Annotated in this window: 7 protein-coding genes; 2 read left to right on the top strand and 5 right to left on the bottom strand. The window is 73.8% G+C overall.

From position 1 onward, the window contains the following. Positions 1-64: 64 nt before the first annotated feature. Positions 65-1486, bottom strand: coding sequence for an FAD-binding oxidoreductase (locus ACY1JX_RS09520; protein WP_462563832.1), 1422 nt, complete (start codon positions 1484-1486; stop codon positions 65-67). 159 nt (positions 1487-1645) lie between these two features. Here ACY1JX_RS09520 and ACY1JX_RS09515 point away from each other — a divergent pair, with 159 nt between their 5' ends. Then, a complete protein-coding gene (locus tag ACY1JX_RS09515; RefSeq protein ID WP_462563831.1) occupies positions 1646-4918 on the top strand; it encodes a BTAD domain-containing putative transcriptional regulator in 3273 nt (1090 codons plus the stop codon). A 36-nt stretch (positions 4919-4954) separates the two neighbouring features. On the opposite strand, the gene ACY1JX_RS09510 is transcribed toward ACY1JX_RS09515, so the two are convergent. The 4 genes from ACY1JX_RS09510 to ACY1JX_RS09495 all read right to left on the bottom strand — a co-directional run bounded on the left by ACY1JX_RS09510 (position 4955) and on the right by ACY1JX_RS09495 (position 11698). Further along, positions 4955-7066 (bottom strand): MMPL family transporter, encoded by a 2112-nt coding sequence (locus ACY1JX_RS09510; RefSeq protein WP_462563830.1) that lies wholly within the window; start codon positions 7064-7066, stop codon positions 4955-4957. 165 nt (positions 7067-7231) lie between these two features. Beyond that, positions 7232-8692, bottom strand: a complete 1461-nt coding sequence (locus ACY1JX_RS09505) for an SDR family oxidoreductase (protein ID WP_462563829.1) — start codon at positions 8690-8692, stop codon at positions 7232-7234. Positions 8693-8870: 178 nt separating this feature from the next. Next, the gene (locus ACY1JX_RS09500) at positions 8871-9827 is read right to left on the bottom strand and encodes a hypothetical protein (protein ID WP_462563828.1); all 957 of its coding nucleotides are present in this window, start codon (positions 9825-9827) and stop codon (positions 8871-8873) included. 221 nt (positions 9828-10048) lie between these two features. Continuing rightward, positions 10049-11698: a phosphoenolpyruvate--protein phosphotransferase gene (locus ACY1JX_RS09495; RefSeq protein ID WP_462563827.1), complete on the bottom strand. Its 1650-nt coding sequence runs from the start codon at positions 11696-11698 to the stop codon at positions 10049-10051. A gap of 165 nt (positions 11699-11863) precedes the next feature. Here ACY1JX_RS09495 and ACY1JX_RS09490 point away from each other — a divergent pair, with 165 nt between their 5' ends. Continuing rightward, positions 11864-12805, top strand: a complete 942-nt coding sequence (locus ACY1JX_RS09490) for a 1-phosphofructokinase family hexose kinase (RefSeq protein ID WP_462563826.1) — start codon at positions 11864-11866, stop codon at positions 12803-12805. Positions 12806-12808: the final 3 nt, after the last annotated feature.

The raw sequence follows: 12808 nt of genomic DNA, 5'->3' as shown, positions 1-12808 counted from the left end.
CTGCAACCGGGCTCCACGGCGAGAGCCCGCCGCGACCGTGAGGTCCCGGCGGGCTCGGACGCGGTCAGCGGGTGGGCCGGCCGTTCTCGTACAGCCGCGGGATCGCGTGGTTCGCGACGAACACGCCGTCGGGGTCCACCGCGGAGCGGATCGCGGCCAGCCGCAGCCACGCATCGTCGGCGTAGGCCGTGCGGGCGTCGGTCGGCTCCTCGGCGAAGTTGAGGTACGACCGCCCGTTCGACCACGGCCGGAGCGCCGCGACGGCGTGCTCCCCGGCCGACGCGATCATCGACCCGAGCTCCGGCGTGGGTGCCATGCCCCCGCACACGAAGGCGAACTCGCCCTCGAGGTGCGTCAGCACGCCGCCGCCCTCGTGAGGGCGGCCGAGAGCGCCGCCCAGCTGGCGCAGCTCGGCGATCATGAGGGGCGTCTCGACCCCGGGGCCGAACAGGCCCAGGAACGCCTCCGCGCCCTCGTCGTCGAGCTCGCGCAGCATCGTCGAGCGGATGATGCCGGGCGCCGGCCCCTCCGGATCCATGTGCAGGTGCACGAGGGTCTCGCTCGGAACCCGCCCGAACGTGTCGAGCTCGGGCTCGAGCGCCCGCAGCGGGGCGAGGATCTCGGCGGCCCGCTCGTCGTCGGCCAGGACCGCACCGTCGATGACGACGATGGTGCGGCCGCGGAGGAAGTCCGGCATCTCGGGGATCGGGGGGATCCGCAGGATGCGGAACGACGTGGTCACCTCGTCGGGCGCGACCGGCGCCCAGGCCCGCCACATGTCCAGCACGCGCGGGGCCATCGAGACGTCCCACATCATCAGGCCGGCGTAGGCGGTGCTGAAGTCGTACGCGCGGAACTCCAGCGCCGTGACGATGCCGAAGTTGCCGCCGCCTCCGCGGACGGCCCAGAACAGCTCGGCGTGGTGCTCGGCGTCGGCGCGCACGAGGTCGCCGTTCGCCAGGACGATCTCCACGGCCGTGAGGCTGTTCGCCGCGAGCCCGAGCTTGCGGGCGTACCAGCCCATGCCGCCGCCGAGGCTGTAGCCGGCGATGCCGACGTCGACCGAGGAGCCGTGCAGGACGGTCAGGCCGTGCTCGGCCGCCGCCTTCACGGCAGGCAGCCAGACGGTGCCACCGCCGACGCGCACGATGCGGCGCTCGGGGTCGACACTGACGTCGTTCAGCTCGCTCGTGCGGACGATCACGACGTCGTCGAGGCCTCCGGCCACGAGCGGCCCGGCGTTGTGGCCGGTGCTCTGCGGCGCGACCCGCAGGCCCGCGGCGTGCGCGGCACGCACGATCCGGGCGACGTCGTCGGCGTCGCGCGGGACGGCCACGGCGGCGGGACGCTGGTCGACGGCGAGATTCCAGGCGGCTCGTGCGACGTCGTACCCGGGGTCGCCGGGCAGGTGGACGGCGCCGCCGGCCAGTCCGCGCAGGCGGTCGGCCGGGCGCTCGAGCTGGTCGATGGTTTCGTTGATGGACACGGTGGTGCTCCTTGGTGGGGGGATTCGCTTCCTGTCCCCGAGAGCATCGGCCGGAGGGCTTGATACCGACTGGGAGCTGGCTTGGAGCCCGCGAGGACGGGCGATTTCTCATTCCTGCGATCCCTGTCGGTGGCCCGGGCGCGTCCCTATGCTTCGACTGTGGAGCTCAGGGTGCTGGGGCCCGTGGCCGTCTCGGCCGACGGTGCCGACCTCGATCTCGGCACGCCCCGGCAGCGCACGCTCGTCGCCGCGCTCGCGCTCTCCGGCGGTCGGCCGGTCGGGGTCGACACGATCGTGGACCTCGTGTGGGGCGACGCCCCTCCACCCGGTGTCGCGACGACGCTGCAGGCCTACGTCTCGGGACTGCGCAAGGTCCTCGAGCCCGGCCGCGCCCGTCGCGCCCCCGCGGAGGTGCTCGTCACGGTCGCGCCCGGCTACGCGCTGCACGTGCCGGCGCAGGACGTCGACGCCCACGCCTTCGAGCTCGAGGTCGCCGCGGCCCACCGCCTGCTGGAGTCGGACCGGCCCCCACGCGCCCAGCTCGAGGAGGTGGACGCGACGCTCGCCACGGCCCTGGGGCGGTGGCGCGGCACTCCGTACGCGGAGCTCGGCGACGCGCCGGCCGCGGTGGCCGAGCGCGCGCGACTCGAGGAGCTGCGGCTGGTCGCGCTGGAGGACCGGGCGGTCGCGGCGCTCGCCCTGGGCCGCCACGCGACGGCCGCTGCCGAGCTCGAGGCACTGACGACGGCCCATCCGCTGCGCGAGCGGCTGTGGGGCCTGCGCGCCCTCGCCCTCGCGCGGTCCGGACGCCAGGCGGAGGCGCTCGAGGTGCTGCGCCGGGTGCGCGCCGTGCTCGACGACGAGCTCGGCATCGAGCCGGGCGCCGAGCTGCAGCGCCTGCAGACCGCGCTGCTGCGCCAGGACTCCGCGCTGGACTGGAGCCCGCCCCCGGAACCGGACGCGGACGAGGGCTCGTCTGTCTCCGCGCCGTGGCCGATGGTGGGCCGCGACCACCAGCTCGCGGCTCTCGCGCGCAGTCTCGACGCCGCCCTCGCCGGAGCTACCTCCTTCGCCGCGATCACCGGCGAGCCCGGCATCGGCAAGAGCCGGCTCGCCGCCGAGCTCGGGCTCCGGGCCTCGGCGGCGGGCGCCGTGGTCGCTGTGGGCCGGTGCTCGAGCGACGAGGGCGCGCCTCCGTTGTGGCCGTGGCGGTCGGTCCTCGAGGGCCTCGGGCTCGACTTCCCGGACGTCACCGACGTCGCCGACGGCTTCCGGGTGCGCGAGGCGATCCTCGCCGCCGTGCGAGAGGAGGCGCGGCGGCAGGCGGTCGTGGTGGTCCTCGAGGACCTGCACTGGGCCGACCCCGCGAGCTTGCGCTGCCTGATGCTGCTCGCCGAGTCCGTCACCGACGCCCGGCTGCTGGTGGTGGCGACGTGGCGCGACCACCCCGAGCCCTCGGGCCTGTTCGCCGACGCGGCCGAGGCGCTCGCCCGCCGGCACGCGGTGCGCCTGCAGCTGTCGGGCCTCGGGCCGGACGAGGTCGCCGAGATCGTCGTCGGGGTGGCGGACTCGGCTCCCTCCCGGGACCAGGTGGAGGCGCTGCACGAGCGCACCGACGGCAACCCCTTCTTCCTCGTCGAGTACGCCCGGCTGGCCGGTGAGCGCGGCGACCTGGCGGCGCTGCTCGCCGAGGACGACACGCCCCGGGCGGTCCAGGACGTGCTCACCCGCCGGCTCGCCCGGCTGCCCGAGGACACCCGAGCCGCGCTGGGCACCGCGGCGGTCATGGGCCGGCAGTTCGACGGTCCGACCCTCGGCGCCGTGCTGGGCACCGACGACGAGGGCGTGCTGGACCTGCTCGAGCCGGCCGTCGAGGCCGGTCTGGTCGCGGAGGAGGGGATCGACCGGTACTCGTTCGCCCACGCGCTCGTGCGCGACAGCCTCTACGCGGGACTCTCGGCGTCGCGGCGTGCCCGCCGGCACGCGGTGGTGGCCACGGCGATCACGGGCGCGGGTCGGCCGTCGGAGGAGGCCCGGCACTGGCTGGCCGCGGGCCCGGCCCACGCGGCCACGGCGTGGCGCGCGGCCGAGCGCGCGGCGGAGGCAGCCCGCGTGCTGCACGCCCACGAGGACCGGGCGGACCTGCTCTCCGCAGCCCTGGGCGCGATGTCGTCCGACCCCGAGGCCACGCCGCGCGACCGCTTCGACGCGCTGATGGAGCTGGCCGACGCCCACCGCTGGTCGGCGCGCTGGACCGAGCTCGCCGCCGACGTCGCCGAGGCCATCGGCGAGGCCCGCGCGCTCGGCGACCCCGAGCTGCTCGCCCGGGCCGCGCTCGCCACCACCCAGGGGGCGCTGTGGCAGGCCAGCCACCACGGTCAGGTGAACGAGGTCGTGGTCGCGGCGCTGAGGAAGGCGCTCGCCGACCTGCCCCCCGAGCCGTCCGCCCTGCGCTGTCGTGTGCTGGCCGCGCTGGCGAGCGAGCAGTACTACACCGCGCCCTTCGCCGAGCGCGCCGACCTGGTCGCCCGGGCTCGGGCCATGGCCGACGACCTGGGCGACCCCGGCCTCATGGTCGACGTCGCCCAGGTCGGGGTGGCCGCGCTCTGGACGGCGAGCACCGCCGAGGAGCGCGCCGCGTGGGCGGGGGAGTCGGCCCGGCTCGCCCGCGAGCTCGGCCGCGACCGCGACGTGGTGATCTCCGCGACCCTGCAGGCCGTCGCGCTCGGCGAGGCGGGCCGTCCGCTGCAAATGCGCGAGGTCATCGCGCAGACGCGGGTCGAGGCCGACCGGCTGCGACTGGCGTACGCGCAGCTCGTCCTCGACGGGCTCGAGATCCCGTGGCTCGCGATGGCCGGCCGGTTCGAGGAGTGCGCCACGGCGCTCGAGCGGATGCGGCGCCTCGAGCGGACGGTCACGCTGCCGCAGTCCGACGTGGCGATCCTCGGCGCCGAGCTCGTGCTCACCGTCTGGAGCGGGCGCGCCGGGGACGTCGTGGACCTCCTCGTGGCGATGGAGGAGAGCGACCCCCTTCCCCTGACCTCCGTCACCGCGGCGCTGCTGTGTCGCGCCGGCCGGGTGGACGACGCGCGCGACCACCTGCGGCGGTACGCCGTGGACCTCGATCACGACGACTGGTTCTCGATGCTGGCGTGGTGCAACGCGGCCGAGGCGGCCCTGTACGTCGGGGACCGGGCCCTGGCCGCCGACGCGCTGGCGCGGATCGCGCCGTTCCCGGGCTCCAGTTGCTCGGCGGGGTCGGGCAACGCCTCGGGCCCCGTCGACCACTACATCGCGGCCGCGCACGCGGCGCTCGGCGACCTCGCGACCGCGCGGGTCCACGCCGACCGGGCCGCGGAGCTGTGCGAGCAGTGGCAGATCCCGCTGGCCGCGCAGCGACTGCGCGACCAGCGGGACCAGTTCGGTTATTGAGCAGAGCGGTTACTGAGCAGAGCGGCTATTGAGGCGTCAGCGGGTGGTGACGAGCTCGCGCTCGTCGCCCTCCACGTCTCCCTCCACGTCGACCTGCGGCAGGGCCCGGTCGAGCCACGCCGGCAGCCACCAGTTCCACTTCCCGAGCAGGGTCATCGTGGCCGGCACGAGGATCATCCGCACGACCGTCGCGTCGAGGAACACGGCCGTCGCCATGCCCAGGCCCAGCATCTTGACCACGAGGTCTCCCTCGGTCGCGAACCCGAGGAACACGAAGACCATGATCGCCGCGGCGGCGGTGATGACCTTGCCCGACGCGGCCAGGCCGTGCACGATGCTCGCCGTGGAGTCGCCGGTGTCGAGCCACTTCTCACGGATGCGGCTCAGCAGGAACACCTCGTAGTCCATCGAGAGGCCGAACAGGATCGCGAAGATCAGGATCGGCACCCAGCTGGACACGGGCGCGGCGTGGTCGATGCCGAGCAGGCTCGCCCCCCAGCCCCACTGGAACACCGCGGTCATGACGCCGTAAGCGGCGCCGATCGACAGCAGGTTCATGACGGCCGCCTTGAGCGGGATCACCACCGAGCGGAACACGAGCATCAGCAGCAGCACCGAGACCGCCACGACGAACCCGATGACGACCCACAACCGGTGCGACAGCATCTCCGCGAGGTCGGCGAACAACGGCGTCTGGCCGGTGACCTCCACGCCCGAGGGCAGGTCGGCCCGCAGGTCCTCCACCAGGCCGGAGGTGCGGGCGTCGGCGGGACCGAACGCAGGCTCCGCCGTGAGCACGGTGATCGCTCCGTCCGGCGAGGGGATCGCGGGGGAGACGGACACGAGCTGGTCGTTGCCCTCGAGGGTGCTGCGCACGGAGGCCACCTCGGAGGCGTCGAGTCTCGCGTGGTCCACGACGATCGAGATCGGTCCGGTGGCTCCCGGCCCGAACGCGTCGGCCGTCAGGTCGTACGCGCGACGCGTGGTCGCCTCGGTCGTCTGGTTGCCGTCGTCCTGGGGCCACGTGCGCATGTCGAGCACGGGGGCCGCCAGCGCGATCATCACGGTCGTGCCGAGCAGGGCCCACAGCAACGGGCGCTTCGTGACGCGCTCCGCCCAGCGAGCCGTGAGCGGGCGCTCAGTGGGCACCCGGCCACGGCGCACGCCGCGGGAGAGCACCTTGCGTCCGGCGAACCGGCACAGCACGGGCACCAGGGTCAGCGCCGTGAGCATGACCGAGACGACCGCGATCGCGGTGGCCCAGCCGAACGTCGCGAACGTCGGCAGGCCGGTCAGGCCCAGGCCCAGCAGCGAGATGAGGACCGTCAGCGACGCGAACACGACGGACTTGCCGGCGGTCGCGAGGCTGCGCCCGGCGGCCTCCTCGACGGAGTGACCCTGCGCCAGGAACTCGGCGTGCCGGCTGACGAGCAGCAGGGCGTAGTCGATGCCGACCCCCAGGCCCACCATCGACGCGACCATCGGGGCCGAGGTCGAGACGTCCATCGTGGCGGCCAGGAGCGTGACGCCGGCCGAGCCGACCGCGAGTCCGGCGACCGCGACCAGGACGGGCAGCCCCGCGACGACGGCCGATCCGAAGGCGATCAGCAGGATCAGCAGGGCGGCACCCACGCCGATGAGCTCGCCGTACCCCTTGATGGGCGCGCTGGCGGTCGCCGGCTGGTCGCCGCCGAGCTCGACCTGGTAGCCGGCATCCTGGGTGGCCTCGACGGCCTTCTCGAGCGGTTCGATGTCGCCCATGAGGTCGGGATGGGTCACCTCGGTGTCGTACGCGAGGTGCACGACGGCCGTGTGGCCGTCGGCGCTCAGGCGGGGCGGGCTCACGCTGGAGACGTGGGCGACGTCCTGGAGACGCTCGCCGAGCGAGGCCAGGACGGCCGGCGGGATCGCCCGGTCGTCGTGGACCACGACGTTCGCGGAGGCGTTGCCGGCGTCGGGCAGGTGGTCGCGCAGCAGCTCGATCCCGCGCTGGGACTCGGCGCCGGGCACGTTCCAGTCGTCCTGGGTCGAGCCACCGAACGCTGAGCTGGCGGCGAACACGAGCGAGGCCAGGATCAACCAGCCGACGATCGTGCGCCACGGGTGCAGGGCCGTCGTGCGGCCGAAGCGGTACAAAAGGGAGGACATCTGTCTCGGTTCCTTCAGTGGGGGGATGGTTCCTGCCACCGACAGTCGGCCCGAGACCTTGCGTCCGACTTGGGGGTGACTTGGAGCCCGATCGGGCACGACCTCCCATGACCCGCGTGTCCCCGCGCTGATACGCCCCCGTCCCCGGGGGCGCGAATCCGACGATCAGGCGCGCGACTCCGCGGCCTTGGCCACGTTGCGCTGCATGCCCCCGAAGATCAGGCCGTGGAAGGGCGCGACCGCCCACCAGTACAGGTGCCCCAGCAGGCCACGCGGGTGGAACAGCGCCCGCTGGTGGAACGAGGTGGTGCCCGAGTCGTCCGAGCCCACGCGCAGCTCGAGCCACGCCAGCCCCGGCACCTTCATCTCGGCCCGCAGGCGCAGGAACTCGCCCTCGACCTCCTCCTCGACCCGCCAGAAGTCCACGGCGTCGCCGACCACGAGCCTGCTGTGGTCACGGCGACCGCGCCGCAGGCCCGGACCGCCGAAGGCGCGGTCGATCAGGCCGCGCACCTGCCACGCCAGCGGCCACGAGTACCAGCCGTGGTCGCCGCCGATGCCCTCGATGACCGCCCACAGGTCCTCGGGTGACGCGGCGACCTCGCGGGTGCGCTCGTCGGTGTAGAGCGAGCCGCCGGCCCAGTCGGGGTCCTCGGGCAGCGGCTCCGAGGGGGCGCCCCGGGTCGCGGCGGAGGTCCACCGCGTGGGCACGTCGAGGTCACGGATCTTCGTGAGCGCCAGCTCCACGGCCCGCTGGAACCCCGTGAGTCCCCCGGGCGGGAGGTGCACGTACCGCCAGATGTCGTCCTCCTGCGCGACCACCGTGTTGCGCAGGCTCTCGACGAGTGGCCGCGCGAGGTCCGCCGGCACGGGGGTGATGAGGCCGACCCAGTGGCTCGAGAGGCTCGGCGACAGGACCGGGACCCGCAGGATCCGCCGCCGGGGGAGCTCCGCGACCTTCGCGTACCCCTGCATCATCTCGAGGTAGGTCAGGACGTCGGGGCCGCCGATGTCGAAGCGGCGGTTCACGTCCGGCGGCAGGTCGACGCAGCCCACCAGCAGGTGCAGCACGTCACGGATCGCGATCGGCTGGGTGCGGGAGTCCACCCAGCGTGGTGTGACCATCGCGGGCAGCCGCTCGGTCAGGTACCGCAGCATCTCGAAGGACGCCGAGCCCGAGCCGATGATGATGCCGGCCTGCAGCACCGCGGTCGGCACGCCGGAGTCCAGCAGCACGCGGGCCACCTCGTCGCGCGAGCGCAGATGCTCGGACATCTCCTCGTCCTTGGGCACCATGCCCGAGAGGTAGACGATGCGCCTGACGCCCGCGGCCTTCGCGGCCTCGGCGATCGTCGCGGCCATCTCGTGCTCGGTGCGCACGAGGTCCCCGCCGGAGCCGATCGAGTGCAGCAGGTAGTAGAAGACGTCGACGTCCTCGCACGCGCGGCGCACGTCCTCGGCCTTCGTCGCGTCGCCCACGACGATCTCGACGCGGTCGGCCCACGGGTGTGCCCGCGCCTTCCGCTCATCGCGCACCAGCACGCGCACGTCGTGGCCGGCGTCCAGCAGCTGCGGCACGAGCCTGCCGCCGACGTACCCGGTGGACCCCGTCACGAGAGTTCGCATGCCACACAGTCAACGGTGCGCCGCGCGCCCCCGCGACTTTTGTGACGGGTTGCCGTTCGCCCGCTCCGTCCGCCTGCTCGCTTGCTCCGCGCGCCACTTTTGTGACGCGTTTCCGCGTGCCGACCGCGTGCGGGCCGATTCCCGTCACAAAAGTTGCCCTCGGGAGCCAGCACATCGGTCAGGGGCGAGGCTTCGGGAGGCGTGCGAGCTCACGGAGCTCCGCGGTGGCGTGGCTCGGTGCGCGAGCGGTGTAGCCCCGCGAAACCAAGGCACGCCAGACGCGGGCGACGAGCGTGGGCGGCGAGCGGAGGTCGTCGGCGGTCAGGACGATGACGAGCCAACCGTCGGCCTCGAGGGATTCGCGCCGGATGATGTCGATCCGTCGTTGCTCGGACGAGCGCTCGTGGTACCAGCCGTCGTACTCCACCACGATGCGCCACGGCCTCAGGACGAGATCGCCGTGCCAGGTGCGGCCGCCCGCGACGGGGATCGCGCCGTTCGTCTCCGGTTCAGGAAGGCCACACGCCGCCATGATCAGTCGCGCGTCGGTCTCCATGAAGGAGCCGACCCGTTCGCGCATGCGCCATGCCGTCATGCGTGATCGTCGAACGCCGTGGAGGTGCTGGGTCCACGCGAACTCGGCGAAGCCTTCAGGTGTCAGGTGGCCGGCTCTCACCAGTGCGTCACCGAAGCGGACGATCTCGGCCTGACTGAGGGAGATCGCGGCGTCCACGAGGCAGCGCTCCGGGCTGAGCTCGGGAAGGCGACCGACCGCGCCGGGCTGCAGACGGGCGAGGCGGCGATGCAGTGTGATGGCAGGGGATCGAACCTGCGTGGTGGAGTTCGTCGACCAGTGGCGCGGCACGTGAAGTCCGTGTGACTCCGGGAAGTCCGCGGGCAGATGGAGGTACAACCCCGTGACGTGGCTGACGGCCGCGTCTGCTGGGAGGACCAACCGGTCAGCAGCGAGGAGGAGTGCCAGCGTGCGCGGCTCGTCGGCCACGCACCAGACGCCGTGGCCGCGGTGCAGCAGAGTGAACGCGTGGCCGTAGAGCCGATGTCTGGTGACGCCGCGGGCCATCGCTTCGGAGGTGGTGAAGGGGCGGCCGCGCAGGTCTGAAGGGATCGACGCCATCGCTGAACCGTGCGACTTCGAGGGTGCCGATGAGAACCCCTCGCGCCGTGGCTGTGGACGACACGACCCGCCGCTGCCGCCTGTGGACGAACGCTCTCGTCAGGGCTTCCGACGCAACTTTTGTGACGGAGTTCGGCACAGGAGCGGTCGTGCGGCCGAATCTCGTCACAACCGTTGGCTTGGGGGCGGCCGAACGCGACGCCCGAGGCCCCGGCGCGAGGTCAGGCGAGGTGCTCGACGGCGGCCTGGGCCGCGCGGGAGTGGTCGGGGGCGGCGAGGGCGGCCTCGGCGGCGGCCTCGCACTGGGCGAGCGTGACCTGCGCGAGCTTCGCGCCGACGGGGCGCACCGCGGTGGCGGCGCACGACAGCGAGGTCACGCCGAGTCCGGTCAGCACGCACGCGAGCAGCGGGTGCGCGGCGGCCTCGCCGCACACGCCCACGGGCTTGCCGGCCCGGCGGCCGGCGTCGGCGACGAGCTTGATGGACGCGAGCAGCGCGGGCTGCCACGGGTCGGTGAGGTCGCTCAGCGTGGGCGCCATCCGGTCGGCGGCGAACGTGTACTGCGAGAGGTCGTTCGTACCGATCGAGACGAAGTCGAGGTGGCGGAACATCCGGTCGGCGAGCAGCACCGTGGAGGGCGTCTCGATCATGATCCCGGCGAGCAGGCCGCGGGCACGCACGCGCTCGGCGAACCACTGCGCCTCCGCCTCCGTGGTGACCATCGGCGCCATCACGCGCACGTCGGCGCCGGTCCGGGCCTGCGCGGCGGCGATGCCGTCGAGCTGGCGGTCGAGCATCGCGGGGTCGGCGAGGCCGATCCGCAGCCCGCGCACGCCGAGGGCCGGGTTCGGCTCGTCGGGCTGGTTGGCGAACGCGAGGGGCTTGTCCGAGCCCGCGTCGAGCGTGCGCACGATGACCTTCTTGTCGCCCATCGCCTCGAAGACCGCGGCGTAGATGTCGGCCTGCTCGTCGACGGAGGGCTCGGTGGAGCGGTCGAGGAAGGACAGCTCGGTGCGGAACAGGCCGACGCCCTCGATCGGCTGCTCGGCGGCGACGCGCGCGCCCGCGCCGTCCTGCACGTTCGCGAGGATCTGGATCTCGTGGCCGTCGGCCGTGCGGCCCGGTCCGGTCCATCCGGCGGCGGCCTCGCGGGTGCGGCGGTCCTCCTCGACGAGCGAGGCCACCTGGGCCTCGTCGGGATCGACGGTGACCGTGCCGCGGCTGCCGTCGACCGCCACACGGTCGCCCGCGGCGACGTCGTGCAGGTCGGTGACGGCGACGACGCAGGGGATGCCGAGCTGGCGCGCGATGATCGCGGTGTGGCTGGTGGACCCGCCCAGCTCGGTGGCGATCGCGACGATCCTCGCCGGATCGAGGCCGGCGGTGTCGGCGGGGGCGAGGTCGTCGGCCAGCAGCACGGAGGGCTCGTCGGGCACGGGGATGCCGGGCTCGGGCAGCTCCAGCAGCTCGGCCACGATGCGGTCGCGGACGTCGTAGAGGTCGGTGACGCGCTCGGCCATCAGGCCACCGGCCGACGTGAACATGGCCGCGAGCTCCTCGATCGCCGCGGTGGTGGCGGTGGCGGGCCCGGCGCCCTGGGTGGCGTGCTTCGTCACGAAGGTGGCCAGGCCACGGTCCTCGGCGAGCGCGGCGGTGGCGGAGAGGACCTCGGAGGCCGCACCGCTGGCCGCCTGGGACCGGGCGCGCAGGCGACGCGCCACCTCGGCGGCGGCCGTGCCGAAGGCGACGGTGGTGACGCTCGGGTCACCGGCCTCCTCGTGCTCCGGAGCGGTGGGACGGGGGGCCGGGCGGACCACCGGGCCGACCCCGATCCCGGGGACGACGGCGGTTCCGGAGTACACGCTGGTCACGCCTCGACGGTAACGCCCACGTGATCCACGCGACACCGGGGTCTTGACAATGTCCCACGATGTGACGTAAATCAATACACAACAACATTCGAAGCCACACAAACCCACATCGCACGTGCACCCGTCACGTGTGACGCTGGTACCCAGGATCGGAAGGAGCGGGCCGTGATCGTCACCGTCACCGCGAATCCGGCGATCGACCGGCTCGTGAGCCTCCTCGAGCCGCTCGAGCGCGGCGCCGTGGTGCGCAGCGAGATCGCCCACGACGATCCCGGTGGCAAGGGCATCAACGTCGCCCGCGTGCTGCACGCCGCGGGCGTCCCGGTCACCGCGGTGCTCCCCGCCGCCGCCGACGAGCCGCTGCTCGCCGCCCTCGCCGCGCTCGGCCTGGACCATCGCGCCGTCCCCGTCAGCGGACGCCTGCGGGTGAACCTCACCCTCGCCGAGCCCGAGGGCGTCACAACGAAGGTCAACTCCCCGGGCCCGCGGCTGGACGACGCCGAGCTCGCCGCGCTCACCGACACGCTCGCCGGTGCCGTCGGTCCCGGCGACTGGGCCGTGCTCAGCGGCTCCCTGCCTCCGGGCGTGCCCTTCGACTGGTACGCCACCACCACCCGCCGCCTGCAGGACGCCGGTGCGCGCGTCGCGGTGGACACCTCGGGCGCGGCGCTGGGCCTCACCGTGGAGCACTCCTCGCCCGACCTGATGAAGCCCAACTCCGACGAGCTGGCCGAGCTGCTCGACTGCGACCCCGACGAGATCGAGCGCGACCGTCGCCACGCCGCCGCCCGGGCGCACCAGCTGCGCGACGACCACGGCGTCGGCACGGTGCTGCTGACCCTCGGGGGAGCGGGTGCCGTGCTCGCCACCGCCGAGGGCTCGTGGTTCTGCCCGCCGGCGCCGGTCACCGTCCGCAGCACGGTGGGCGCGGGCGACTCCTCCCTCGCCGGCTACCTCGTGGCCCACGTCGCGGGCCGCTCGCCCGCCGAGTGCCTGGCCAGCGCCGCCGTCCACGGCGCCGCCGCGGCCGCCCTGCCGGGGTCGCGCCTGCCCGGTCCCTCCGACCTACCCGAAGCACCCCACGTCGAGACCGTGGATCCCGCCTGATGG

It is taken from the genome of Aeromicrobium sp. JP4 (genome assembly GCF_054957925.1).
Note: the sequence above shows the minus strand (reverse complement) of the source record. Positions and strands in the feature narration are given on the sequence as shown.